Annotated in this window: 21 protein-coding genes and 1 pseudogene; 13 read left to right on the top strand and 9 right to left on the bottom strand. The window is 56.7% G+C overall.

Going from position 1 to position 25,470, the window contains the following annotated elements; all coding sequences use genetic code 11:
- Positions 1 to 25 precede the first annotated feature (25 nt).
- Both WM46_RS18375 and rpmE read right to left on the bottom strand, forming a co-directional pair.
- A pseudogene (locus WM46_RS18375) lies at positions 26 to 3,760 on the bottom strand (RHS element core protein); the annotation flags it as partial.
- A 158-nt stretch (positions 3,761 to 3,918) separates the two neighbouring features.
- Positions 3,919 to 4,131 carry a 50S ribosomal protein L31 gene (rpmE, locus tag WM46_RS18380; RefSeq protein WP_042325590.1) on the bottom strand — a complete coding sequence of 71 codons (213 nt, stop codon included), beginning with the start codon at positions 4,129 to 4,131 and terminating at the stop codon, positions 3,919 to 3,921.
- Positions 4,132 to 4,335: 204 nt separating this feature from the next.
- On the opposite strand from rpmE, the gene priA reads away from it, so the two are divergent.
- The 7 genes from priA (at position 4,336) to rraA (ending at position 12,323) form a co-directional block, all read left to right on the top strand.
- Complete coding sequence (gene priA, locus WM46_RS18385) at positions 4,336 to 6,534, top strand: primosomal protein N' (protein ID WP_102602988.1); 2,199 nt, start codon at positions 4,336 to 4,338, stop codon at positions 6,532 to 6,534.
- Positions 6,535 to 6,691: 157 nt separating this feature from the next.
- Positions 6,692 to 7,717 carry a DNA-binding transcriptional regulator CytR gene (gene cytR / locus WM46_RS18390; protein ID WP_044257471.1) on the top strand — a complete coding sequence of 342 codons (1,026 nt, stop codon included), beginning with the start codon at positions 6,692 to 6,694 and terminating at the stop codon, positions 7,715 to 7,717.
- 85 nt (positions 7,718 to 7,802) lie between these two features.
- On the top strand, positions 7,803 to 8,786 hold the full coding sequence (gene ftsN / locus WM46_RS18395) for a cell division protein FtsN (protein ID WP_102602989.1): 984 nt from the start codon (positions 7,803 to 7,805) through the stop codon (positions 8,784 to 8,786).
- 91 nt (positions 8,787 to 8,877) lie between these two features.
- A complete protein-coding gene (hslV, locus tag WM46_RS18400) occupies positions 8,878 to 9,408 on the top strand; it encodes an ATP-dependent protease subunit HslV (RefSeq protein ID WP_015966504.1) in 531 nt (176 codons plus the stop codon).
- 9 nt (positions 9,409 to 9,417) lie between these two features.
- On the top strand, positions 9,418 to 10,749 hold the full coding sequence (gene hslU, locus WM46_RS18405; protein ID WP_044257468.1) for an HslU--HslV peptidase ATPase subunit: 1,332 nt from the start codon (positions 9,418 to 9,420) through the stop codon (positions 10,747 to 10,749).
- A 66-nt stretch (positions 10,750 to 10,815) separates the two neighbouring features.
- Positions 10,816 to 11,745: a 1,4-dihydroxy-2-naphthoate polyprenyltransferase gene (gene menA / locus WM46_RS18410; RefSeq protein ID WP_061075666.1), complete on the top strand. Its 930-nt coding sequence runs from the start codon at positions 10,816 to 10,818 to the stop codon at positions 11,743 to 11,745.
- Positions 11,746 to 11,837: 92 nt separating this feature from the next.
- Entirely contained in the window at positions 11,838 to 12,323 is a 486-nt protein-coding gene (gene rraA / locus WM46_RS18415; RefSeq protein ID WP_042998924.1) for a ribonuclease E activity regulator RraA, read from the top strand.
- 230 nt (positions 12,324 to 12,553) lie between these two features.
- Here rraA and zapB read toward each other — a convergent pair whose 3' ends face one another.
- Positions 12,554 to 12,799: a septal ring assembly protein ZapB gene (zapB, locus tag WM46_RS18425; protein WP_102602991.1), complete on the bottom strand. Its 246-nt coding sequence runs from the start codon at positions 12,797 to 12,799 to the stop codon at positions 12,554 to 12,556.
- 388 nt (positions 12,800 to 13,187) lie between these two features.
- Between zapB and glpF the strand changes: the two genes are divergently transcribed.
- From glpF to fpr, 4 genes are all read left to right on the top strand, one after another.
- Positions 13,188 to 14,033, top strand: coding sequence for a glycerol uptake facilitator protein GlpF (glpF, locus tag WM46_RS18430; RefSeq protein WP_042325574.1), 846 nt, complete (start codon positions 13,188 to 13,190; stop codon positions 14,031 to 14,033).
- A gap of 22 nt (positions 14,034 to 14,055) precedes the next feature.
- A complete protein-coding gene (glpK, locus tag WM46_RS18435) occupies positions 14,056 to 15,564 on the top strand; it encodes a glycerol kinase GlpK (RefSeq protein WP_042325572.1) in 1,509 nt (502 codons plus the stop codon).
- 159 nt (positions 15,565 to 15,723) lie between these two features.
- Positions 15,724 to 16,734 (top strand): class II fructose-bisphosphatase, encoded by a 1,011-nt coding sequence (gene glpX, locus WM46_RS18440; protein ID WP_061075667.1) that lies wholly within the window; start codon positions 15,724 to 15,726, stop codon positions 16,732 to 16,734.
- A 96-nt stretch (positions 16,735 to 16,830) separates the two neighbouring features.
- Positions 16,831 to 17,577 carry a ferredoxin--NADP(+) reductase gene (fpr, locus tag WM46_RS18445; RefSeq protein ID WP_102602992.1) on the top strand — a complete coding sequence of 249 codons (747 nt, stop codon included), beginning with the start codon at positions 16,831 to 16,833 and terminating at the stop codon, positions 17,575 to 17,577.
- 75 nt (positions 17,578 to 17,652) lie between these two features.
- On the opposite strand, the gene WM46_RS18450 is transcribed toward fpr, so the two are convergent.
- Positions 17,653 to 18,081 carry a DUF805 domain-containing protein gene (locus tag WM46_RS18450; protein ID WP_061075669.1) on the bottom strand — a complete coding sequence of 143 codons (429 nt, stop codon included), beginning with the start codon at positions 18,079 to 18,081 and terminating at the stop codon, positions 17,653 to 17,655.
- Between the two features lie 100 nt (positions 18,082 to 18,181).
- Here WM46_RS18450 and WM46_RS18455 point away from each other — a divergent pair, with 100 nt between their 5' ends.
- Positions 18,182 to 18,778, top strand: a complete 597-nt coding sequence (locus WM46_RS18455) for a YiiQ family protein (RefSeq protein WP_102602993.1) — start codon at positions 18,182 to 18,184, stop codon at positions 18,776 to 18,778.
- A 112-nt stretch (positions 18,779 to 18,890) separates the two neighbouring features.
- Positions 18,891 to 19,658 (top strand): triose-phosphate isomerase, encoded by a 768-nt coding sequence (gene tpiA, locus WM46_RS18460; protein WP_061075671.1) that lies wholly within the window; start codon positions 18,891 to 18,893, stop codon positions 19,656 to 19,658.
- A 42-nt stretch (positions 19,659 to 19,700) separates the two neighbouring features.
- Here tpiA and WM46_RS18465 read toward each other — a convergent pair whose 3' ends face one another.
- From WM46_RS18465 to WM46_RS18485, 5 genes are all read right to left on the bottom strand, one after another.
- Complete coding sequence (locus WM46_RS18465; protein WP_102602994.1) at positions 19,701 to 21,173, bottom strand: DASS family sodium-coupled anion symporter; 1,473 nt, start codon at positions 21,171 to 21,173, stop codon at positions 19,701 to 19,703.
- 112 nt (positions 21,174 to 21,285) lie between these two features.
- A complete protein-coding gene (locus tag WM46_RS18470; protein WP_102602995.1) occupies positions 21,286 to 22,590 on the bottom strand; it encodes an SLC13 family permease in 1,305 nt (434 codons plus the stop codon).
- A gap of 85 nt (positions 22,591 to 22,675) precedes the next feature.
- Complete coding sequence (locus tag WM46_RS18475) at positions 22,676 to 23,398, bottom strand: GntR family transcriptional regulator (protein WP_061075674.1); 723 nt, start codon at positions 23,396 to 23,398, stop codon at positions 22,676 to 22,678.
- A gap of 62 nt (positions 23,399 to 23,460) precedes the next feature.
- Complete coding sequence (locus WM46_RS18480) at positions 23,461 to 24,501, bottom strand: ADP-ribosylglycohydrolase family protein (protein ID WP_044328837.1); 1,041 nt, start codon at positions 24,499 to 24,501, stop codon at positions 23,461 to 23,463.
- Positions 24,502 to 24,519: 18 nt separating this feature from the next.
- Entirely contained in the window at positions 24,520 to 25,470 is a 951-nt protein-coding gene (locus WM46_RS18485) for an aminoimidazole riboside kinase (protein WP_102602996.1), read from the bottom strand.

The following is a 25,470-nucleotide window of genomic DNA, read 5'->3' on the forward strand; positions in this document are numbered from 1 at the left end:
GTCCTCCAGATAAAATGAGAGTGTCCAATCCAAAGGGATCGATATTTGTGACCGGATTTAATGGGTAATTATAAAGGTTCCATCCCCCCATCAGCCCTATCGGGTCCTGCGTGATATACCGTCCCAGTCCCGGATTGTAGTAACGGTGCCGGTTGTAATACAGCCCCGATTCCTCATCATACTGTTGCCCCGGCAGCCGGATAAGTTGCTCCAGGTCTGCCGGGTTATCCTCACTCAGCAGGTTTCCCCATTCATCATACTCCCCGCGCCACGCCACCTGGTTATCCGGGGTAATCAGCGCCAGCGGCAGACCACGGTGGTCGCAGTGGTAAAGATGCAGCTTTCTCTCCGGCTCATCGTGTGGCTCCAGCTGTCCCGCCATCTGCTCCGGCGTCAGCCCGCATCCCGCCAGCCATGCCCGGCTCTCTTCACTCACTGCGTTACGCCGCAGCTCTCCCTCCAGCCTGTCCAGCATCGCCCTCAGCGCTGCCGGAAACTGCACTGCCTGACCGTCCTCGCTCCCTTCCTGCTCCAGCTTCTCCGCCAGGCTGCGGTGCTGCGCCTTCGTCTGCTCTGCACTGTCGGTTTCGATGCGCACCAGCGGCGTGAAGCTCCCCGGCCCGTACACTGTCTGGACGCGGCTCTGTGCCGTCTGAGTGGTCGTCAGCCTGTCTCCCTCCCAGCCGTACCACGTCACTTCCGCCTTTTTCGCCAGCGCCATATACCCCGCAAGACTGCGCTCCCGCTTCCACACCCGTTTACCCACCCGACGGCCCAGCGGGTCGTAAATATACCGTCCCTCTGTCTGCGTTTCGCCGTGTTGTGTGTGCACATAGTGGACCAGCCGGTGCTGGTTATCATATTCGTAACGGTGTGCTCGTTCGTCGTTCATCCTGATAACCCCTTCCGGGATGCGGTCCGTCTTCTCCGTCAGTCTGCCGTATTTGTCATAGCGGTACAGGTACTGCACATCTTCCGTGATGCGGTTATCCGCCCACACCGTGCTGCTGCTCTCAGGGTAAAACTCCGGGTCCGGCAGCCGGTTGCCCGCCGGGTCCGTGGCATACAGCAGGGTGATGTCCAGACCGGGACGGGTGGTGTGGACTCCTGTTAAGCGCCCTGTATCGCTGTAGTGGAACGCCCTTGTCTGCTGCGGCCCGCTGATGCGTACCAGCCTGCCTCCCTCATCGTAACCGTATTCCCGGTTCAGTTGCGGCTGCGTCAGGTGCTGCTGAAGCTGGCCGCCCGGTGTGTATATGCTGGTCAGTTCATAACTTTCCGGGAGGGTGTCCGGACCGAACCGCCGCGACACCTCACGGTGCAGTCGGTCTCGCGTGTATTCCACCAGCGGCATGTCGCCCAGCTTCATTCCCGCCAGATAACCGCTCCCGTACGTCAGCCACTCCACCAGCGGCAGACCGTCCGGCTTAAACCGGTTCGCCAGCCCCGGCTCACTGTATGCCTGCTGTGTCTCATGCTGCCATAACAGTTCCCCGGTCTCAGGGGCATTCACCGTCTGCTGCTCACTGATGAGGCGGCCTTTATCGTCGTAACCGTAGTGAATGGTGACGCGGTGTCCCTCGCTGAGATGGCTCAGCTCCGTCAGCCAGCCGTGTTCGTCGTAGCGCCACTGTTCCGCCGCCTCGTCGTTGACGGTGCGGTGCGTCAGCCGGTCTGATTCATCGTAATGCCAGAGGGTGACAAGGCTTTCGTCCTCACTGCGTATAAGCTGCCCGGTGGCGGCGTAGCGGTAACGCTGCGTCCTGCCGTCAAAGCCGGTCTGCTGTGTCAGACGGTCCGAAAGGTCGTACGTGAAGGTGGTGTGGCTGCCGTTTTCGTTAGTGAGTTGCGTCACACGGCCTGCGGTATCGTATTCCACCCGGCGCGTCAGGCCGCCGGTGGTGGTGTTCACTGCCCGGCCCGCCGCATCATACGCGGTTTCCGTGCGCACGCCGTCCGGTCCGGTGACGGCTGTCAGGTCGCCGGCGTCGTTATAGCCGTAACGGGTTTCATGTCCCTGTGCGTCTTTCTGGCTGACCAGCCTGCCGCGGGTATCATACTGCCGGTAAAGACTCAGCCCTTCCTCGCGGTGAATGGCGGTGGTCTGGCCGTAACGGTCATATTCATACCGGGTCTGATACCCCGAACAGTCGGTGAAGGTCAGCAACTGTCCGTAGCGGCTCCAGGTCAGCTGTTTCCGGCTGCCGGTGGCATCCTGTACTGCAGAGGGGGATTCATCCTGCGGACTGTCGTAAAAATACTGCGTCGTCCCGCCAGCACGCGACGTCTCCGCTGTCAGCCTGCCGTTATCGTCGTATTCCTGTGTGCTCCGCAGCCCGTCCGGGTATGTGATGGAGGTTAACTGCCGCCGGCTGTTGTAACCATAGCGCACACGCCGGCCATCCGGTGATGTGATTTCTGAAACGTCACCGGAGGCAATATTGTGCCGGTATTCCGTTTTTCTCCCCGCAGCGTCGGTCTGCGCGGTGAGCCAGCCCAGGATGTTGTACTCGCTGAGGGTTTCGCTGCCGTCGGCGTGACACTTTTTCACCACCCGCTTCAGCCCGCCTTCACCGTCAGTGTGCAGCACTTCACGGCGGTTCAGACTGTCGGTGATGGCGACGGCATTTTTCTCATACTCATAACGGTAATCCAGCCCTGCCGGGTTGTGCTGCTCCACCACACGGCCGGCGGCATCGTAGCGGTAGGTGGTCTGCGGACGTCCGGCATAACCGTGTGCCACCATCCTGCCGGGGTTACCGGCATCGTATGTGAAGCGCCGGACCAGCACGCCGCCCCGGTCATACACCGCCGCCAGTTCCCCGCGGTCAGTGTATTCATAGCGCACCAGCGGTATCGCCGGCAGGCTGTCCGGGTATGCCGGGTCCTGCACCAGCCAGACCGCCTCCAGACGGATACCGTCATCGGTACCGTACCCCGTGGCAGGCAGCGCCTCAGGCCAGGCCGCTAAACCAGACCGGCGGGCAGCGTCCGCGCGCTGCGCCTGCGTGGACAGCGCCAGGCGAAAGCGGCGACCGGCGCCGTCGGTGACGGCCGTGATATGGCCGGTGAACACCCCGTCAGCCTCACGATGACAGGTGAGCGTGCGCCCCGGGTTATCCGTCAGCCCGGTCAGCACCCGGTACGGCGGCAGCGGTGCGGGCAGGACCTCATCCGCACCCGGCACCCGCTCACTCCAGCCCAGCAGCCACCACGGTCCCTGCAGGCTGTCTGTTGCCAGGTACACATGCTCGCTGGTCCGGACGTCTTCCGGCAGACTCAGCCAGAGATGGTGCAGGGGATTGCTCTTGTCCAGTGTCAGCACACCGCCTCGCGCCAGCCAGAAGCGTTCGCTACGACTGAAGGCGGTTTCACCGGGAAACAGGTGTTCAAAGTAAATGCTGCGTCCGCCGTTGTCATTGAGGATAAGTTCCTCATCGCGAAGCTGTAAGCGGATATCGAAAGGGGCTTTCCAGCCGGGACCGAAGATGCCCGACGGGGCAGGCGTTTTCGTCCGGTAGCTGCTGTAGGCGCGGGTGAGAACAAACGGCAGGGGACCGGGCAGGGCGATATCGGTTTCACCGGGCAGGACTTTGGCGCCGAGTAAGGGATTGACCGGCGGGCCGTAGGTGACGCCGCCAGGGCAGACCGAGCAGGCCACGCCGGTGGGTGCGCCAATCATCACGCCCGCCGAGCCCTGGACTATCGGGCCGCCGACAGCCGTCATGTCGCCCATCCGGGCGACCGGTTTTCCGCTCATGCTCAAATCCTTTTTAAATCAGGTATTGAGCAAGGAGCCTACCGGGAACAGTTCGTGAAAAAAGAGCAAAAAAGGCGCTGGGGGAAATTTTGAGAATATATAAAGATCAGGGGATACAAAAAAAGCGCCAGTCGGCGCTTTTTTTTGACAGCTGAAACTTATTTGCTGCCCGGGATGTTGAAGCGCTTGTTGAAGCGGTCAACACGGCCACCGGTTGCAACGTCACGCTGTTTGCCAGTGTAGAACGGGTGGCATTTACCGCACACGTCCAGGTTCAGATCGTGACCAACGGTAGAGCGGATTTTCATGACGTTACCGCAAGAACAGGTAGCAGTAATTTCTTCGTATTTCGGGTGAATATCTTTTTTCATGGGGAAACCTCAGTTTAAGGCCGCGTCGCTCTTCCAGCCCTAACGCCAGACACCACGCGATGTTGATAGTATAGTTTTGACACAAGCAATTTGCATCAAAGGCGGCGAATCATACAGAAATTAGCCCACTCATGCAAACTGATTCGCTCGTCACCCACGACTAATGTGTATACTAACCCGCCAGATTTCAAGTCAGGACGATTTATGCCCGTAGCGCACGTTGCCTTACCCGTTCCGCTTCCACGCACCTTTGACTATCTTCTGCCGGAAGGCATGAACGTCAAGGCCGGGTGTCGCGTGCGCGTGCCGTTTGGCAAGCAGCAGGAGCGTGTCGGGATCGTGGTCTCGGTCAGCGACAAAAGCGAGCTGCCGCTGCATGAACTGAAAGCGATCGTTGACGTGCTGGATGATGAGCCGCTCTTTTCGACCTCCGTCTGGCGTCTGCTGATCTGGGCGGCGGATTATTATCATCATCCCATCGGCGATGTGCTGTTCCACGCCCTGCCCATCCTGTTGCGCCAGGGGAAACCCGCTACCAACGCGCCAATGTGGTACTGGTTTGCCACCGAAGAGGGTCAGGCCGTTGATCTCAATAGCCTGAAGCGTTCCCCCAAACAACAGCAGGCGCTGGCTGCGTTGCGACAGGGAAAAATCTGGCGCGATCGCGTGGCCGATCTCGAATTCAACGATGCCGCGCTTCAGGCGCTGCGTAAAAAAGGCTTGTGCGAACTGGCGAGCGAAACGCCTGGTTTTAGCGACTGGCGCACAAATTACGCGGTCTGCGGCGAACGTCTGCGCCTGAACACCGAACAGGCCACCGCCGTTGGCGCCATTCACAGTGCGTCAGACAGTTTCTCTGCCTGGTTGCTGGCCGGGGTGACGGGGTCAGGTAAAACCGAAGTTTACCTGAGCGTACTGGAAAACGTCCTCGCGCAGGGTAAACAGGCGCTGGTAATGGTGCCGGAAATTGGCCTGACGCCGCAAACCATCGCCCGCTTTCGCGAACGTTTCAACGCGCCGGTGGAAGTGCTCCACTCCGCGCTCAACGACAGCGAACGCCTCTCTGCCTGGCTGAAGGCGAAAAACGGCGAAGCGGCGATCGTCATTGGCACCCGATCCTCCTTATTTACACCGTTTAAAAATCTTGGCGTGATCGTGATCGATGAAGAACACGACAGTTCCTATAAACAGCAGGAAGGCTGGCGCTACCATGCCCGCGATCTGGCGGTCTGGCGCGCCCATAGTGAACGCATCCCGATTATCCTCGGTTCGGCCACCCCGGCGCTGGAAACGCTGTGCAACGTGCGGCAGAAAAAATACCGCATGCTGCGCCTGACGCGCCGGGCCGGAAACGCGCGCCCCGCCACCCAGCACGTACTGGATTTAAAAGGTCAGCAGGTACAGGCTGGTCTGGCGCCGGCACTGATCGCCCGTATGCGCCAGCATTTACAGGCCGACAACCAGGTGATTTTATTCCTCAATCGCCGGGGCTTTGCGCCTGCGTTGCTTTGCCACGACTGCGGCTGGATTGCAGAGTGTCCGCGTTGCGATCACTATTACACCCTGCACCAGGCGCAACACCACTTGCGCTGCCACCACTGCGACAGTCAGCGCCCGGTGCCGCGTCAGTGCCCCTCCTGCGGCTCCACGCATATGGTGCCAGTCGGGTTAGGCACCGAGCAGCTTGAACAAGCCTTAGCCCCCTTCTTTCCCGGCGTGCCGATTTCCCGCATTGACCGCGACACCACCAGCCGAAAAGGATCGCTTGAGCAGCATCTGGCGGAGGTGCATCGCGGCGGCGCAAGGATCCTGATCGGCACCCAGATGCTGGCGAAAGGCCACCATTTCCCTGATGTGACGCTGGTTGCGCTACTGGATGTGGATGGTGCGTTGTTCTCCGCAGACTTCCGCTCGGCGGAGCGCTTTGCCCAACTTTATACTCAGGTTTCCGGGCGCGCAGGACGCGCAGGCAAACAGGGGGAAGTGGTTTTGCAGACTCACCATCCGGAACATCCGCTGCTGCAAACCCTGTTGCATAAAGGCTATGACGCGTTTGCCGAACAGGCGCTGGCCGAACGCCAAACGATGCAACTGCCGCCGTGGACCAGCCACGTCATCGTGCGTGCAGAAGATCATAATAATCAGCAGGCTCCGCTGTTTTTGCAGCAGTTGCGTAATCTGATCCAGGCCAGCCCGCTGGCAGATGACAAGCTCTGGGTGTTAGGTCCCGTTCCGGCGCTGGCGCCAAAGCGCGGCGGACGCTATCGCTGGCAGATTTTATTGCAACATCCGTCACGAATTCGTTTGCAACATATCGTCAGTGGAACGCTCGCGCTCATCAATACCTTACCGGATTCACGCAAGGTGAAATGGGTGCTGGATGTCGATCCTATTGAGGGATAATCCCCTCACGATGCGAGGCGGATCGTAAAATTTAACACCCATCACACTTTTTATGAAAATTCTGTAACCGTTTCCATTCGCTATCTGATAAAAATGTTTCCGATGTGAATTTAAACAGGGATTGTGCTGCGCCGGATTTCCCAGGCGAGGAGAAAGAGTGAAACCGAATAAGCAGGTTGCTGCCGCTACAATGAAAGATGTTGCTATGAAGGCGAAAGTCTCAACGGCAACCGTGTCTCGCGCGCTAATGAACCCGGATAAAGTCTCTCAGTCCACCCGAAACCGGGTTGAACAGGCAGCTGTAGAGGTGGGGTATTTACCGCAGGCGGCGGGACGCAACGTCAAACGCAATGAATCGCGAACCATCCTGGTGATTGTTCCGGATATTTGCGATCCCTTCTTTAGCGAACTGATCCGTGGGATCGAGGTCACCGCCGCCAGTCATGGTTATCTGGTGTTGATCGGCGATTGTGCGCATCAGAACCAGCAGGAAAAAACCTTCGTCAATCTGATCATCACCAAGCAAATTGATGGCATGCTGCTACTGGGCTCTCGTCTGCCGTTTGACGCCAGTATTGAAGAGCAGCGCAATCTGCCGCCGATGGTGATGGCGAACGAATTTGCGCCGGAACTGGAACTGCCCACCGTCCATATCGATAACCTGACCGCCGCCTTCAATGCCGTGAACTACCTGCATGAGCTGGGACATCAGCGCATTGGCTGCATTGCCGGGCCGGAAGAGATGCCGCTGTGTCATTACCGCTTGCAGGGTTACGTACAGGCGCTGCGTCGTTGCGGTATTACCGTTGATCCACACTATATCGCCCGTGGGGATTTTACCTACGAAGCGGGCGGCAATGCGCTTAAACAACTGTTCGACTTGCCGCAACCACCGACAGCGGTATTCTGTCATAGCGATGTCATGGCGCTTGGCGCCCTCTCATGGGCCAAACGTCAGGGCATCAACGTCCCGGATGACCTGTCGATTATTGGTTTCGACAACATCGCCCTGGCGGAATTTTGCGATCCGCCGCTGACCACCGTTGCACAACCGCGCTTCGAAATTGGTCGCGAAGCGATGCTGTTGCTGCTTGACCAAATTCAGGGGCAAAATGTCAACAGCGGCTCGCGTTTAATGGATTGTGAGCTAATCCTTCGGGGCACGACGCGCGCCTTAACGTAAACCTTTCAGACACCGTGTCTGGTCAAAGGCCCGCCGCTTAAGTAACATGGCGGGCTGACGAACGAATCAATACAGCGAAACGATAGTGGCACAACGAGATTATGTACGTCGCGGCCAACCGGCACCTTCGCGGCGCAAAAAGAGCACCTCACGGAAAAAGCAACGCAACACGTCTGCGGTATCGCCCGCAATGGTCGCCATTGCCGCCGCCGTGCTTGTGGCCTTTATCGGTGGTCTGTACTTCATTACGCATCATAAAAAAGAAGAATCCGAAACGTTGCAGGGTCAGAAAGTGACCGGCAACGGGTTGCCGCCAAAGCCGGAAGAGCGCTGGCGCTATATTAAAGAGCTGGAAAGCCGCCAGCCGGGCGTACGTGCGCCTACAGAACCGTCTGCCGGTGGTGAAGTCATGAAGCCGGATCAACTGACTGAAGAACAGCGCCAGCTACTTGCGCAAATGCAAGCCGATATGCGTCAGCAGCCGACGCAGCTCAACGAAGTGCCGTGGAACGAGCAGACGCCGGCACAGCGTCAGCAAACGTTGCAGCGCCAGGCTCAGCAACGTCAGGTTGAGCAACAACAGCAGCAGTGGAACAGCACGCCGCCGGTTCAACAGCCGCGTACGCCGCCACAGACGCAAACGCGTACTGCGCAAACGGCGCCAGTACAGCAACCGTCGAAGCCTGCCACGCAGCCGCAGAAACCTGCCGCGACGTCGCAGCCGTACCAGGATCTGCTACAGACCCCAGCGCACACCACAGCGTCGCAGCCAAAAACACAGCCAGTTGCGCCGGTTGAGCGCGTGCCAGAGGCACCGAAGCCGACGGCAGAGAAGAAAGATGAACGTCGCTGGATGGTGCAGTGTGGTTCGTTTAAAGGCGCTGAGCAGGCAGAAACCGTGCGTGCGCAGTTAGCTTTTGAAGGCTTTGACTCCAAAATCACCACCAACAATGGCTGGAACCGCGTGGTCATCGGGCCGGTGAAAGGCAAAGAGAATGCCGACAGCACCATTAGCCGTCTGAAGATGGCAGGTCACACAAACTGTATTCGACTCGCCTCCGGGGGTTGAAACCCCCAAAATCCCCCCCATCTATAGTTGCATTACGCCCCGTACACTGTGCGGGGCTTGTATTCTGTATTTGTAACCAAGGGGTCTGCTCGTGACAACAATAGTAAGCGTACGCCGTAACGGCCATGTGGTTATCGCCGGTGATGGTCAGGCCACACTGGGTAACACCGTAATGAAAGGCAACGTGAAGAAAGTGCGTCGTCTGTACAACGACAAAGTCATTGCTGGCTTTGCGGGTGGTACGGCGGATGCATTCACGCTGTTCGAACTGTTTGAGCGCAAGCTGGAAATGCATCAGGGACATCTGGTCAAAGCCGCCGTTGAGCTGGCGAAAGACTGGCGTACCGATCGCATGCTGCGCAAACTTGAAGCGCTGTTGGCGGTCGCGGATGAAACCGCCTCCCTCATCATCACCGGTAACGGTGACGTCGTGCAGCCGGAAAACGATCTGATTGCCATCGGCTCCGGCGGTCCCTACGCCCAGGCTGCGGCACGTGCTCTGCTGGAAAACACCGAGCTCGGCGCTCGCGACATTGCTGAAAAAGCGTTGGATATTGCAGGTGATATCTGCATTTACACCAACCATTTCCATACCATTGAAGAATTACCGTCTAAAGCGTAAGGATCTCCCATGTCTGAAATGACCCCACGCGAAATCGTCAGCGAACTGAATAAGCACATCATCGGCCAGGATAACGCCAAGCGTTCCGTGGCGATTGCACTGCGTAACCGCTGGCGCCGCATGCAGCTCGACGAAGAGCTGCGCCATGAAGTCACACCGAAAAACATTCTGATGATCGGCCCAACCGGCGTCGGTAAAACCGAAATCGCCCGTCGTCTGGCAAAGCTTGCCAACGCACCGTTCATCAAAGTGGAAGCGACCAAATTCACCGAAGTGGGTTATGTCGGTAAAGAAGTCGACTCTATCATCCGCGATCTAACCGATGCCGCCATCAAAATGGTTCGCGTCCAGGCGATCGAAAAAAACCGCTATCGTGCGGAAGAGATGGCAGAAGAGCGCATTCTTGATGTGCTGATCCCACCAGCTAAAAATAACTGGGGCCAGGCGGAGCAACAGTCTGAACCGTCCGCTGCGCGTCAGGCGTTCCGTAAAAAGCTGCGTGAAGGTCAGCTCGACGATAAAGAAATCGAGATCGATCTTGCCGCCGCGCCGATGGGCGTGGAAATCATGGCGCCTCCGGGAATGGAAGAGATGACCAGCCAGCTGCAGTCCATGTTCCAGAACCTGGGCGGGCAGAAGCAGAAAGCGCGTAAGCTGAAAATCAAAGACGCGATGAAGCTGCTGATTGAAGAAGAAGCGGCCAAACTGGTGAACCCGGAAGAGCTGAAACAGGAAGCTATCGACGCCGTTGAGCAGCACGGGATCGTGTTTATCGACGAAATCGACAAAATCTGTAAGCGCGGCGAATCCTCAGGCCCGGACGTGTCCCGTGAAGGCGTACAGCGCGACCTGCTGCCGCTGGTTGAAGGCTGCACCGTCTCGACCAAACACGGTATGGTCAAAACCGACCACATTCTGTTTATCGCCTCCGGCGCATTCCAGGTGGCGAAACCGTCTGACCTGATCCCGGAACTGCAGGGCCGTCTGCCGATTCGCGTAGAGCTGCAGGCGCTGACCACCAGCGACTTCGAACGTATTCTGACGGAACCTAACGCTTCTGTTACCGTGCAGTACAAAGCGCTGATGGCGACCGAAGGCGTCAACATTGAGTTTACAGAATCCGGTATCAAGCGTATTGCTGAAGCAGCATGGCAGGTTAACGAGACTACCGAAAACATCGGTGCCCGTCGCCTGCACACCGTTCTGGAGCGTCTGATGGAAGATATTTCCTATGATGCGAGCGATTTGAACGGTCAAAGCATAACAATTGATGCGGATTATGTGAGCAAACATCTGGATGCGCTGGTCGCAGATGAAGATCTGAGCCGTTTTATCCTATAATCGCGTTCACTGCATTTTCATCATTGTTGATGGGGCTGAAAGGCCCCATTTTTATTGGCGCTAAATATGACTGAACAACAACAAATTAGCCGCTCCCAGGCCTGGCTGGAAAGTTTACGACCCAAGACCCTACCGCTCGCCTTCGCGGCGATCATCGTCGGTACGGCCCTGGCATGGTGGCAGGGATACTTTGATCCGCTGGTCGCCCTGCTGGCGCTCATTACGGCAGGGCTTCTGCAAATCCTGTCAAACCTCGCCAACGACTATGGTGATGCCGTTAAGGGCAGCGATAAGCCGGATCGTATTGGGCCGCTGCGTGGGATGCAAAAAGGGGTGATCACCCAACAGGAGATGAAGCGCGCGCTGATCATCACCGTCGTGCTCATTTGCTTGTCCGGTCTGTCGCTGGTTGCGGTGGCGTGCCGCACACCGGCGGATTTTGTCGGTTTCCTGGTGCTCGGCGTGCTGTCGATCATTGCCGCTATCACCTATACCGTGGGCAATCGTCCTTATGGCTATATCGGTCTGGGCGATATTTCCGTGCTGGTCTTCTTTGGCTGGCTGAGCGTGATGGGCAGTTGGTATCTGCAGGCGCATACGCTGATCCCGGCGTTAATCCTTCCGGCTACCGCCTGCGGTCTGCTGGCCACCGCCGTGCTTAACATCAATAATCTGCGCGATATCAACAGCGACCGGGAAAACGGCAAGAACACGCTGGTTGTCCGCCTCGGCGCCGTAAATGCCCGTCGTTACCACGCTTGCTTACTGATAGGAACGCTGGTCTGCCTGGCGCTGTTTAACCTGCTTTCGCTGCAAAGTCCGTGGGGTTGGCTGTTCCTGCTGGCCGCACCAGTGCTGGTAAAACAGGCGCGTTACGTGATGCGCCAGATGGAACCGGCAGCGATGCGCCCAATGCTTGAACGTACAGTAAAAGCCGCGTTGCTGACTAACCTACTGTTTGTCGTCGGGATTTTCTTAAGTCAGTGGGCAAGATAACTGACAAATATCAATTAACAATTGATGATTTTGCCAACAGTACGCTTAGCGCGATATACTAAAAATTCTCGCAGCAACTGAACGTTAAGCCTATGAAATACGATACTTCCGAGCTTTGTGACATCTATCAAGAAGATGTCAACGTCGTGGAACCCCTGTTCTCTAACTTTGGAGGACGGTCGTCGTTTGGCGGACAAATCGTCACGGTGAAATGTTTCGAGGACAACGGGTTGCTGTACGATCTGCTCGAACAAAATGGCCGTGGTCGCATTCTGCTGGTCGACGGCGGCGGTTCTGTCCGTCGTGCGCTGGTCGACGCCGAACTGGCGCGTCTGGCTGTACAAAATGAATGGGAAGGCCTGGTCATCTACGGCGCGGTGCGTCAGGTAGACGATCTGGAAGAGCTGGACATCGGCATTCAGGCGATTGCCGCGATTCCGGTAGGTGCAGCAGGTGAAGGGATTGGGGAAAGCGATGTGCGCGTCAATTTCGGCGGCGTGACCTTCTTCTCCGGCGACCATCTGTACGCCGATAACACCGGAATCATTCTCTCCGAAGACCCGCTTGATATCGAGTGATCAAAAAAGGCACCGCAAGGTGCCTTTTTTATGCGCGGTATCATCTGAGACAATGCCGGATGGCGGCGCAAGCGCCTTATCCGGCCTACAAGCGACTTGCTCAGGAATCCTCTAAAGATTTCGCGTTAGGGCAAGGCGGCAAGCGAATGAATCCCCAGGAACGTAGTAAACTACGTGACTGGGGTGAATACGCGCAGCCAACGCCGCCATAATGTGAAAGATGACGAGGATTAGACTTCTTCCATGCGGCCCAGCAACGCCTGCAGACGATCCTGCCAGCCATTCTGCTGTTCTCTCAGAGACTGATTTTCGCGCTCGAGCTCTTCGCGGCTGTGCTGTGCAGATTGCACTTCCTGCGCCAGCGAGCTGTTCTTCTCTTTCAGCTCTTCAATTTCCATCTGCAACAAGGTGATGGTATCAATCGCCTGCTGTACTTTTGCTTCCAGTTTCTCAAACACTTCTAAAGACATGGTCATACTCTCCTGAATTGCAAGGCGACGCTTCACGTGAACGCGCACAATATATAGTGCCGATTGTATGAAGCCCCGCCCTCCCTGTCCAGCGGCATCCCGCGCTGATTGCGGTTTGCAACACTTTTCAGTCGACTCTTACAGACATCGACGGCCTACCCCTTAAGTGTTAACACTTTGGTTAATGAAATGATTCAGCTCACACTATTTTTGTATAACAAAACGCGCTTTATGGCGCGAAAACGCTCATTTTATTGACGGAGCACACACATTTTAAGTTCGATATTTCTCGTTTGTGCTCGTTAACGATAAATTAACAGTGTGCCTACAGGGCATCGCGGACGTCAGTGACCTCCTCGCATACAATAAACATTAAACTCTTCAGGATCCGATTATGAGTCAAACATCAACCTTAAAAGGCCAGTGCATTGCTGAATTCCTCGGTACCGGGTTGTTGATTTTCTTCGGTGTGGGGTGTGTCGCTGCGCTTAAAGTCGCGGGTGCGTCTTTTGGACAGTGGGAAATCAGCGTCATCTGGGGACTGGGGGTAGCCATGGCTATCTACCTGACCGCAGGTGTGTCTGGCGCACATCTCAACCCGGCAGTCACTATCGCGTTGTGGCTGTTTGCGTGTTTCGACAAGCGCAAAGTTGTTCCTTTTATCCTTTCTCAATTTGCCGGTGCCTTTTGCGCAGCGGCGTTAGTTTACGGGCTTTACTACAATCTTTTCGCCGACTTCGAACAAACGCACCACATTGTACGTGGCAGCATTGAGAGTGTTGATCTGGCCGGCACTTTCTCAACGTATCCCAACCCACATATCAATTTTGTGCAGGCCTTCGCGGTTGAAATGGTGATTACCGCTATCCTGATGGGGCTTATTCTGGCGCTGACTGATGACGGTAACGGTGTACCGCGTGGCCCGCTGGCTCCTTTGTTGATTGGTTTACTGATTGCGGTTATCGGCGCATCCATGGGCCCACTGACCGGGTTTGCGATGAACCCGGCACGTGACATCGGTCCGAAAGCGTTCGCCTGGCTCGCGGGCTGGGGTAATGTCGCCTTCACCGGTGGCAAAGATATTCCTTACTTCCTGGTGCCGCTGTTTGGCCCCATCGTTGGCGCTATTTTGGGCGCTTTCGCCTATCGCAAGCTGATCGGTCGCCATTTGCCGTGCGATACCTGTGCCGTGGAAGAGAAGGAAACCACGACCACTTCACAACAAAAAGCTTCGCTGTAATGTGACTACGGGACAAATAATTATGACTGAGAAAAAATATATCGTTGCGCTCGACCAGGGAACCACCAGCTCCCGCGCCGTCGTGATGGATCATGATGCCAATATCGTAAGCGTCTCACAGCGCGAATTTGAGCAGATCTACCCGAAAGCAGGCTGGGTAGAACACGACCCGATGGAAATCTGGGCAACGCAGAGCTCTACTCTGGTGGAAGTCCTGGCGAAAGCGGACATCAGTTCCGATCAGATTGCAGCTATCGGGATTACTAACCAGCGTGAAACGACCATCGTCTGGGAACGTGAGACCGGTAAACCTATCTATAACGCGATTGTCTGGCAGTGCCGTCGTACCGCGGATATCTGCGAACGCCTGAAGCGCGATGGCATGGAAGAGTACATCCGCAATAACACCGGTCTGGTCATTGACCCGTATTTTTCCGGCACCAAGGTGAAGTGGATCCTCGACCACGTCGAAGGCTCTCGTGAGCGCGCACGTCGCGGCGAACTGTTGTTCGGAACCGTTGACACCTGGCTTATCTGGAAAATGACCCAGGGACGCGTACACGTAACGGATTACACCAACGCCTCACGTACCATGCTGTTCAACATCCACACGCTGGACTGGGACGACAAGATGCTGGATGCGCTGGATATTCCACGCGCCATGCTGCCGGAAGTGCGTCGTTCTTCCGAGGTCTACGGTCAGACCAACATCGGCGGTAAAGGCGGCACGCGTATTCCGATCTCCGGCATCGCCGGTGACCAGCAGGCGGCGCTGTTCGGCCAGCTGTGCGTGAAGGAAGGGATGGCGAAAAACACCTACGGCACCGGCTGCTTTATGCTGATGAACACTGGTGAGAAAGCGGTGAAGTCTGAAAACGGCCTGTTGACCACCATCGCCTGCGGCCCGACCGGGGAAGTGAATTATGCGCTGGAAGGTGCCGTGTTTATGGCGGGCGCCTCCATTCAGTGGCTGCGTGATGAAATGAAGCTCATCAGCGACGCCTTCGATTCCGAGTATTTCGCGACCAAAGTGAAGGACACCAACGGCGTGTACGTCGTGCCGGCCTTTACCGGCCTGGGCGCGCCGTACTGGGACCCGTATGCGCGTGGCGCGATCTTCGGTTTGACCCGTGGTGTGAACTCCAACCACATCATCCGTGCAACGCTGGAATCTATCGCTTACCAGACTCGCGACGTACTGGAAGCAATGCAAGCAGACTCCGGTATTCGCCTGCACGCCCTGCGCGTGGACGGCGGCGCGGTCGCCAACAACTTCCTGATGCAGTTCCAGTCTGACATTCTCGGCACGCGCGTTGAACGTCCGGAAGTGCGTGAAGTAACGGCGTTAGGTGCGGCCTACCTGGCCGGTCTGGCGGTCGGTTTCTGGCAGAACCTTGATGAACTACAGGAGAAAGCGGTCATCGAACGTGAATTCCGTCCTGGCATCGAAACCACCGAGCGTAACTACCGTTACAGCGGCTGGAAGAAAGCGGTCAAACGCGCGCTGGCGTGGGAAGACCACGAAGAGTAATCGTGAATTGCCGGATAACGACGCGAAAGCGTCTTATCCGGCCTACGAATTGTATTACGGGTGCGGGAACAACCCCGCACACTCCCCCTCTGATATCAATAATTCCCTCCTCTCCCCTGTGCTACACTTCGCGCCATTCCTTTCTGCTACGAGTTTGCTATGAGACGAGAACTTGCCATCGAATTTTCCCGCGTAACCGAAGCGGCGGCGCTGGCTGGCTACAAATGGTTAGGACGTGGTGATAAAAACACCGCCGACGGCGCGGCGGTTAACGCCATGCGCATAATGCTAAACCAGGTCAACATTGACGGGACCATCGTGATCGGGGAAGGCGAGATCGACGAAGCGCCGATGCTTTACATCGGTGAGAAAGTCGGTACCGGTCGCGGCGACGCGGTGGATATTGCCGTCGACCCCATTGAAGGCACACGAATGACGGCGATGGGCCAGGCCAACGCGTTGGCCGTTCTGGCCGTTGGTGACAAGGGCTGCTTCCTGAACGCGCCTGACATGTACATGGAAAAGCTGATTGTCGGACCAGGCGCAAAAGGCAGCATCGATCTCAATCTGCCGCTGGAAGAAAACCTGCGCAATATCGCCGACGCGTTGGGCAAACCGCTGAGCGAACTGACGGTGACGATTCTGGCGAAACCGCGCCATGATGACGTGATCGCAAAGATGGCGACGCTTGGCGTACGCGTATTCGCGATTCCTGATGGCGACGTTGCCGCGTCCATCCTGACCTGTATGCCGGACAGCGAAGTGGATGTGCTGTACGGGATTGGCGGTGCGCCGGAAGGCGTGGTGTCCGCTGCGGTGATCCGCGCGCTGGATGGCGACATGCAGGGCCGCCTGCTGGCACGTCATGATGTCAAAGGCGACAGCGAAGAGAACCGACGCATCGGCGAACAGGAGCTCGCACGCTGTCAGGCAATGGGCATCGAGGCCGGTAAAGCGCTGCGTCTGGATGAAATGGCGCGCAGCGACAATGTCATCTTCTCCGCAACCGGCATCACTAAAGGCGATCTGCTGGAAGGGATCAGCCGTAAAGGTAATATCGCGACCACCGAAACGCTGCTAATCCGCGGTAAGTCACGCACCATCCGCCGCATTCAGTCGATTCACTACCTCGATCGCAAAGACCCGGACGTGCAGGCGCACATCCTGTAATTGATTTGTTCGTTCGAGCCTTCCAGCCCCTCCGGGCTGGAAATCTTTCCGCCAACGAACGAAGATAAGGGAACGAGACCAGTACAGGAGAAAACCATGGCAGATTGGGTAACAGGCAAAGTCACAAAGGTACAGAACTGGACCGATGCCCTGTTTAGTCTGACCGTTCACGCCCCCGTTCATCCCTTTACCGCAGGTCAATTTACCAAGCTCGGTCTTGAGATTGACGGCGAGCGCGTTCAACGCGCTTACTCGTATGTGAATGCCCCTGATAATCCCGATCTGGAGTTTTACCTGGTTACCGTGCCTGACGGTAAGCTAAGCCCACGTCTGGCGGCACTCAAGCCCGGCGATGAAGTACAGGTGGTGAGCGAAGCCGCCGGCTTCTTTGTGCTCGACGAAGTACCGGATTGTGACACGCTGTGGATGCTGGCAACCGGCACCGCCATCGGTCCCTATTTATCGATTCTGCAACTGGGTAAAGATCTCGAACGTTTCAAAAATCTGGTGCTGGTCCATGCTGCGCGCTACGCCGCCGATTTAAGCTACCTGCCGCTAATGCAGGCGCTGCAAAAGCGCTACGAAGGCAAACTGCGGATCCAGACGGTGGTGAGCCGGGAGACCGTCGCAGGTTCACTGACCGGCCGCGTTCCGGCACTGATTGAAAGTGGCGAACTGGAAAAAGCGGTAGGCTTACCGATGGATAAAGAGAGCAGCCATGTGATGCTGTGTGGAAATCCGCAAATGGTTCGCGACACGCAGCAGTTGCTGAAAGAGACCCGGCAGATGACCAAACATTTGCGCCGCCGACCTGGTCATATGACCGCAGAACACTACTGGTAATACGGTGTCGGATGAACGTTCTGCCTTAACCGGCCTACCGTAGGCCGGGCAAGCGAAGCGCATCCGGCGTGCGGTTCAGGGCGCTGATTTAAACGCGACATCCTGCGTGTCTTTACCGTATTTATTTTCGCCCTGGGTACCAACAAACGCCCCCAGGTCGATAAGGGTCATGATGAGGATCAGCGTCGGTACAAAGCGTCCGACTACCCATTGCCACATCCCCGGCAAAATCGCCCAGTTGCCGGCTAACAGCATCCAGGCAAGAATAATCAATAATGCCCACAACCCCGAACGCCCACGATCGTGCAGACGTTTCACCGTAACCGCCGCCGTCGGCCAGAGCAGACACACCAGGGCAAAGGGAGCAATCTGATCGGGGAGTAATTTTTGACTCTCAAGCGAAAACAGAACCACCATGCTGACAATCCACAGCGCAATCCAGATCCAGAAATCACGGCGTCCAATACGCCCTTTAAATGAGAATAACCACTGCTGTAGGGTCATGTCTGTTCCTTTAAAATGACTATCTTCGACAGTTTACCCTTTTGACAAGCCAGACGGTTATCGTTTTAATCGTGAACAGTCATAACGAAAGGTAAGATTGATGAAGCCAGGATGTTCACTGTTTTTATTATTGTTTTCTGCGATGCTCTCCAGCCCTCCGGCGCTGGCGGTTGAGCCATTGGCGGCCACCACCGCGCCGTATTTACTCGCTGGCGCTCCCACGTTTGACCTTTCCATCAGCCAGTTTCGCGAAAACTTTAATACGCAAAATCCGAAGCTTACCTTAAATGAATTCCGCGCCATCGACAGTAGTCGCGACAAGGCCAACCTCACCCGTGCGGCCAGCAAAATTAATGAAAACCTGTACGCCTCGACCGCTCTTGAGCGCGGAACGCTGAAGATCAAGAGCATGCAGATAACCTGGCTGCCGATTCAGGGGCCAGAACAGAAAGCGGCGAAAGCCAAAGCGCTGGAATATATGGCGGCAGTGATCCGTACGGTCGCCCCCTTGCTGACCAAAGAGCAGAGCCAGAAAAAGCTGCAAAAGCTGCTTACGTCGGGGAAAAATAAGCGCTATTACGCGGAGACCGAAGGCGCAATTCGCTATGTTGTCGCAGATAACGGCGAAAAGGGGCTGACCTTCGCGGTTGAACCGATTAAGCTGGCGTTATCTGAAAACCTGGACAGGTCCAATTGATGATAAAAAGCAAAGCCTTTCCGGGGAGTGATCTCTATACTGTTTCACAGACCATGCTGCCCTGAGGGGCGGCCATCTTCCTTAATTCGCTGACAAAGCGTGGAGAATAGAAATGCGACATCCTTTAGTGATGGGTAACTGGAAACTGAACGGCAGCCGCCACATGGTAAACGAACTGGTTGCTAACCTGCGTACAGAGCTGGCTGGCGTCGCTGGCTGTGCGGTAGCGATCGCGCCGCCGGAAATGTATATCGATCTGGCAAAACACGCTGCGGCCGGTAGCCACATCCTCCTGGGCGCACAGAACGTTGACCTGAACCTGTCCGGCGCATTTACCGGTGAAACAAGCGCTGAAATGCTGAAAGACATCGGCGCACAGTACATCATCATTGGCCACTCTGAGCGTCGTACTTACCACAAAGAGTCTGACGAACTGATCGCGAAAAAATTCGCCGTGCTGAAAGAGCAGGGTCTGACTCCGGTTCTGTGCATCGGTGAAACCGAAGCTGAAAACGAAGCGGGCAAAACAGAAGAAGTGTGCGCGCGTCAGATCGACGCCGTGCTGAAAACACAGGGCGCTGCGGCATTCGAAGGCGTGGTTATCGCTTACGAACCGGTTTGGGCAATCGGCACCGGCAAATCCGCAACGCCAGCGCAGGCACAGGCCGTTCACAAATTTATCCGTGACCACATTGCCAAAGCGGACGCGAAAATTGCTGAGCAGGTCATCATCCAGTACGGCGGTTCCGTAAACGCAGCCAATGCGGCAGAACTGTTCACTCAGCCGGACATCGACGGCGCGCTGGTTGGCGGTGCTTCTCTGAAAGCTGACGCTTTCGCTGTGATCGTCAAAGCAGCTGAAGCGGCAAAACAGGCTTAAGTTGTGCAGTCGGGGGAACCTCTCCCCCGACTGATCTCCGTATTACCAGTATCCCAGCCAGCGCCACCAGAAAGCCCCGGTCACCGCCCAGATAGTCAGGTTCACCACACTCATCACCAGCCCCGTCTTCCACCATTCCGCCAGCGTGGCGTAGCCAGATCCAAAAATAATCGGCGCAGTGCCCGTACCATAGTGGGTGAGCGACATCATCAATGAGGAAGAGAAACCGAGCATCAGCCCCAGCAGGGCCGGTGGCGCGCCCAGACCTAACCCCGCGATGAAGAAGGCGGAGAACATGGCCGTGATATGCGCCGTGGTGCTGGCGAAAAAGTAGTGAGAATAGACGTAAAGCAGGATCAACAGCAGTGTCGCAATACTCCAGTGGACGCCAAGATGATTGATTGCCGTCCCCACACTGGTCGCCAGCCAGCCGACCAGACCCAGTTTGCTGAGGAAATCCGCCATCATCACCAGCGCGGCAAACCAGACAATGGTATCCCAGGCGCCGCGGCACTTAAGGATATCCTCCCAGTGTAATACCCCCGTCACCAACAGAATCGATAAGCCGATCAGCGCTGCGCTGGTGGGGTTAACGGTCCAGCCGCTGCCCATGATCATCGCAGGAACGCCAGCCCACAGGCAGAGCAGTAAAATGAACACCGCCAGCGTGATTTTTTCCGCCAGCGACAGCGGGCCGAGAAGATCCAGTTTTTGCCGGGCGAACTGCGGCGCATTGGGCGTGCGGGTAATGGCAGGTGGATAGAGCCACCAGATGACGATGGGCATCGCCAGCAACGAGACTACCGCAGGAAGAAGCGCCGCAATGGCCCACATCCCCCAGGTCATGTTCAATACCCCATCCGTTCCCTGGGACAAAAAGGTGACAATGAGAGGGTTAGGCGCCGTTGCGGTGATGAACATCGCCGAACTGATCGGATTAATGTTGTAATTCACCAGCGCCAGATAGCGCCCCGTTGAGCCATTTTCACTATTACCAGGCTGCGACCCAAGGCTGTCGGCGATGGCGCGCATCACCGGGTGGATAATGCCGCCGCCGCGCGCCGTGTTACTTGGGGTGACGGGGGCAATCAGCGTTTCCGCGAGGGTTAATGCCCATGCGATACCTAAGGTTCGCTTACCAAACAACGCAATAAATCCGTAGCCGATACGCGCCCCAAGTCCTGTTTTCAGCAAGCTTTGCGACAGCATGATCGATAAACCGATCAACCAGATCAGTTGGTTAGAAAAGCCGCTCAGCGCATCGTTAAGCGCTGCCGCAGGCTTACCGGGATTCGTCACGCCGGTCATCGCCACCAGCATGATCGCCACAACAGCAATCGCCCCGATGGGCATCGCTTTACCAATAATGGCCGCAATCGTGCCGATAAACAGCGCCAGCAGATGCCACGCCTGTGGCGTCACGTCCGCCGGACAAGGGATGATAAACCAGATGGTCAGTGTGATAACAATCGAGATGATGGCGGGCCAACCGCGAATGGGGGTCAATCTATCCATGGATCAATCCTTGAGTATCCTGCGCATAAGTATGCGTTTCAGTATTAACCGTCATTCGTGCAGGTAAAACTCACCACCCTCTCACAAAACTAAAATAATCAGGCAATTAACACTACAATTTTCCTAATAGATTAAACCATGCATAGTCCAGTGGCAGCAGGACCAGATAAGTCATCACCGCCAGCACCAGACACAGTAGCATCCCGGCTCTCGCCGGCACCCTGCCCAACGCCATCGCCACCACAATAGGCGATGCCTGATACGGCAGCAGCGGCGTTGAATAGCCGAGCACCTGAATCATAATCACCGACAGCAGCGGAAACTGCGTGGCCTCAGAAAAGCTCTGCGCCAGGGTGGTATACAGCGCCGGAACGCCGTTGGCGGTCATAATGAAGTTAAGCGCGGTGGTGATGCCGGTCAGGGCGAGGAAACTGGTGAACGGTTTCTCCGGATCCAGCGGCATCACATGCAGCAGCGCTTCACCGACAGCACTGCCAATACCGGTTTGCGTCACAACGCTCGCCAGGCCAAGAATACCGGCAACATAAATGCAGGTACGGATGTTTACTCCCGTGGAAAACTCCTCTCCGTTGATGAACCCGACGCGCGGTAACAGGGTGATGACCGCTGCCGCCAGTCCGGTCCACGCCGGGCCAATGCCATGCCAGCTTTCGCTGACCCACATCACCAGCACGACTGCCAGCATCCAGGCCAGCCGTTTTTCGTCGCGGCTCATCGGCTCCGGTGGTGAGAATTCACGGGGCGCATGGGGTTTTCCGGGAAACAGCCAGCAGATCAGCGCAATCAACAGCCCGCCTTTCAGCCAGCCTAATACCGGCGTATGCAGCAGCAGGTAAGGCAGATAGTTGAGGTGGATGCCGTACGACCCCTCCGCCGCCCCGCTCATCACGAGATTCGGCACGTTGGCGGGCAGAATGGTGGCGGAAAGCTGAAAAGTGCCAAAACCCACAGCAAGCGCCAGTCCATACCACGCACGAGTGCCATCGAGGATCCCGGCACGCTTCGCCATCGCCGCAACGACGGGCATCAGCAGTGCGATACGCCCCATATTGGAGGGCATCACAAACGCCAGCGCATAGCTCAGCAGCACCACGCTTGAGACCATCAGCGGCCAGGATTCCGTCAGCCGTGATGACAGCGCTCTTGCCGCCCTGTCCGCCAGTCCGGTTTTGCGGATCGCCACGCCCAGCACAAAGCCGCTGAATACCAGCCAGAACGCCGAGGAGGCAAAGCCGCCAAAGATGACATCTGGTGGGGCGATTTTCGCCACCATCGCCACCGTGAAGAACAGCAGCGCGGTGATAAATTCCGGCAATAGCGAAGTTGCCCAGAGCAGGATGGTGACAATCACCACCAGCGAGGGCAGAAACAGAGGGTGTGAAAACCAGAGCGACATGCCTGTCTCCTGTTGTTTTTTTCAACAAGAATACGGGGGCATCCCCCTTCTGTAAACGCGCGTCTCCCCCTAAAAAAGCAGAGGGTCAGTGATAATGGATTTCGCCGAAGTAGTCAGACAGCACATAGTAGCGGCAATACTCAAAGGGATGCGCTTCCCCCGCCATAAACGTCTGGCGCGCCACAGAAAGAAGCGGTTTGTTCTCAGCGATCTGCAACTTCTCACAAAGATCGGGACCGGGCAAAATGGCATCGACCTTTTCGATCGCCGAATCGCTTTTCACATTCAACAGGTGATAAAGCGAGGTATGGGCCAGTTCATCGGCCGTCAGCGTGAGGCCCGGAAAAAAGGAGAGATCGAGATAAATTTTCTCGTGGTTAAACGGGCGCTCGTTCAGGTATCGCACCCGAGAAATATAGAGATAGTGATGATGGGCCGGCAGACTTAAACCATCTTCCTGCGCGTCACGCGCCCGGCGTGTGGCGATCTCCAGAATGCGGTTCTCAACCGCCACGCTGGCATCACGCAGGTCGCTGGTGATCCCGCGAAAGGTATGACCATAGCTGACGCCTTCCGGCACCGCGCTCACCACAGAACCACTTCCGCGCTGAGAGGTGATCACACCGGCGTTGATCAACTCACTCCACGCCTGTTTCACGACGATCAGCGACACATTATAGGTTTGCGCGATCGCTTTTTGCGTTGGCAACTGACTCCCCAGCGGCAGAGTGCCGTTCTGGATCTGCTGGCAGATGATATAAAACAACTGCTTATACAGCGGAGTGAAACTCGTTTTATCAACCTGCAAGCCATTTACCTCGAAAGTCTGCCAGTCGGGGACGGTTGTCGCCGCCCCCGCAGGGCAGCGCGCTACCCTTTAATCTGTCTGGCGAGTTCAGCCAAATCGAAATGATTCATACGATTAACGGTAGTTAAATAGTCGGCAGGAAAAGCATCAGCACCGTGCCAGGCGCCGGAGAGTGCCCCAACCATGGTGGCGACGGTATCGGTGTCATTGCCGATATTAACGGCGGAAATGATAGCATCAACGGCCGAATCCGGACAACACGCGAACAGACCAAACGCTGCCGGAACCGCCTCGCTGACGTGCAGCCCGGACCCGATGATATCGGCAATCTCGACAATCGCCGTCTCCCAGTGGGCGTGCCGCTTGCCGATCGCCACCGCCAGTTCAATACGACGCGCCACCGACGGCCCGGCAACCATCATCGCACCCTGTTCTGCCGCCAGCGCATAGCCCCGGTCCGCGCCGTAAATCCCGGCCGCAATGATGCTTTCCGCACTCGCGACAGACTGTAGCGCCTCGCTGGTTGCCGCCGCCATCGCCGCTGCGCCAGACATCGCCAGTACGTTATTGTGGGTAAAGCGGCAGATATCCAGCGCAGTCTGAATCGCTTTTTCTATGTCGCCAGGATGCAATACAGCGGCAGGCCAAATCTTCATTGCCGCGCCGTTGGTGGCTTCCGCATTCCCCTTATTGATAATCTGTACCGACTGCTTCTCGCCTTCCAGTTCCCCCTGCAGGGATACGCGATTATCGTTAAAGATGGCTTTCATCGCGGCCCGGGTGGTTGGCCCGGTAAAATTGGCGTAGTACGGATAGGCCAGCCAGCGCTGGAAGGCTTCACGCATTGCCTCATCACTCACCTGACGATGGTGCTGTAGCAGGGCGTCCATGATGTACTTCGCCTGAATAAAGTCATCGGTACACATTCCGGCTTCATTACAGCGACCAAACGTATCGGCGGGCGGTTTCTCAAAACCGGTTACCCAACCACCGAAGTATTCGCGAATTTGTTGCTGAGTACGCACTTCGGTCGCCGCGCCCATCGCGTCCGCCGCAGCGGCGCCAATCAGGCAGCCCAGTATTTTGTTAATTTCAACGTGCATGAATGACTCCTTAACGGTTTAGCATATTTGTTCCAGTGGATGGCTGGCGCGAAAAGCCGCGAGCTGTTCAGGGTAAGGCAGCGCGGTCATCGCCCCTTTTGCCGTGACCACCATCGCGCCGCAGGCGTTGGCGGTACCGATCGCCTGCGCCAGCAAGTGACTGTCCCAGGAAGCGGCCTGTGAAAGGGTATAAAGCAGCCCGCCGACAAACGCATCGCCCGCTCCGGTGGTGTCCACCACGGAAATTTTCGCGGCCGGGAACGCGCATTCGCCCTCTGGCGTCACCAGGTACGCCCCAGCATCGCCCAGTGAGATAACGGTGGTTTCACAGCCAAGTTCACGCATCAGATAGCGTGCGTCCTGCCAGCGTTCGACCTTACCCAGCCAACACAGCTCATCCGCAGAGACCTTGCAGATAGAGGCCAGCGCAATAGATTGTGCAAGTAAGGGGGCGATTTCATGGGTATCCCGCCACATGCTGACGCGCAGGTTGACGTCGAACATGACGTGCCCTCCCGCCGCCTTCATGCGTCTGGCGCCTTCCAGACACGCCTCACGCGCCGGACTGTCGGTCAGGCCAATCGAGCTGAAGTAAAACCACTCGTTGGCGCTGAAGGTCGGTAAATCCTGCACCGAGACAAAAGTGTCCGCGCCGGGATGTACCAGATAGGTAAAACTGCGCTCGCCTTCTGGCGTCAGATTGACGATCAGTACCGCGCTGGTTTGCTGTGGGTCGAGGCGCAACGAACCCACGCCTACCCCGTTTTCCGCCAGCGTCTGGCGGAGGAAACGTCCGGCGTCATCCTCCCCAAGACAGCCGATAAATTCACAGTCGCCACCCAGTCGCGCGATGCAAACGGCGACGTTAGCCGATGCGCCACCCGGACATTTCAGGTAGGTGTCCGCGCCTTCCGGCACCAGATCCACGGACGCATCGCCAATCACCCAGACTTTTTTGAGATGATTCAT

The sequence above is a fragment of the Citrobacter freundii complex sp. CFNIH2 genome (assembly GCF_002880615.1).
GTDB lineage: Bacteria > Pseudomonadota > Gammaproteobacteria > Enterobacterales > Enterobacteriaceae > Citrobacter_A > Citrobacter_A amalonaticus_F.

What these genes read in the sequence shown, in the direction of transcription:
- rpmE (WP_042325590.1), bottom strand. Translation starts at nt 4,131, where the DNA reads ATGAAAAAAGATATTCACCCGAAATACGAAGAAATTACTGCTACCTGT.
- priA (WP_102602988.1), top strand. Translation starts at nt 4,336, where the DNA reads ATGCCCGTAGCGCACGTTGCCTTACCCGTTCCGCTTCCACGCACCTTT.
- hslU (WP_044257468.1), top strand. Translation starts at nt 9,418, where the DNA reads ATGTCTGAAATGACCCCACGCGAAATCGTCAGCGAACTGAATAAGCAC.
- menA (WP_061075666.1), top strand. Translation starts at nt 10,816, where the DNA reads ATGACTGAACAACAACAAATTAGCCGCTCCCAGGCCTGGCTGGAAAGT.
- rraA (WP_042998924.1), top strand. Translation starts at nt 11,838, where the DNA reads ATGAAATACGATACTTCCGAGCTTTGTGACATCTATCAAGAAGATGTC.
- zapB (WP_102602991.1), bottom strand. Translation starts at nt 12,799, where the DNA reads ATGACCATGTCTTTAGAAGTGTTTGAGAAACTGGAAGCAAAAGTACAG.
- glpF (WP_042325574.1), top strand. Translation starts at nt 13,188, where the DNA reads ATGAGTCAAACATCAACCTTAAAAGGCCAGTGCATTGCTGAATTCCTC.
- glpK (WP_042325572.1), top strand. Translation starts at nt 14,056, where the DNA reads ATGACTGAGAAAAAATATATCGTTGCGCTCGACCAGGGAACCACCAGC.
- glpX (WP_061075667.1), top strand. Translation starts at nt 15,724, where the DNA reads ATGAGACGAGAACTTGCCATCGAATTTTCCCGCGTAACCGAAGCGGCG.
- fpr (WP_102602992.1), top strand. Translation starts at nt 16,831, where the DNA reads ATGGCAGATTGGGTAACAGGCAAAGTCACAAAGGTACAGAACTGGACC.
- WM46_RS18450 (WP_061075669.1), bottom strand. Translation starts at nt 18,081, where the DNA reads ATGACCCTACAGCAGTGGTTATTCTCATTTAAAGGGCGTATTGGACGC.
- WM46_RS18455 (WP_102602993.1), top strand. Translation starts at nt 18,182, where the DNA reads ATGAAGCCAGGATGTTCACTGTTTTTATTATTGTTTTCTGCGATGCTC.
- tpiA (WP_061075671.1), top strand. Translation starts at nt 18,891, where the DNA reads ATGCGACATCCTTTAGTGATGGGTAACTGGAAACTGAACGGCAGCCGC.
- WM46_RS18465 (WP_102602994.1), bottom strand. Translation starts at nt 21,173, where the DNA reads ATGGATAGATTGACCCCCATTCGCGGTTGGCCCGCCATCATCTCGATT.
- WM46_RS18470 (WP_102602995.1), bottom strand. Translation starts at nt 22,590, where the DNA reads ATGTCGCTCTGGTTTTCACACCCTCTGTTTCTGCCCTCGCTGGTGGTG.
- WM46_RS18480 (WP_044328837.1), bottom strand. Translation starts at nt 24,501, where the DNA reads ATGCACGTTGAAATTAACAAAATACTGGGCTGCCTGATTGGCGCCGCT.
- WM46_RS18485 (WP_102602996.1), bottom strand. Translation starts at nt 25,470, where the DNA reads ATGAATCATCTCAAAAAAGTCTGGGTGATTGGCGATGCGTCCGTGGAT.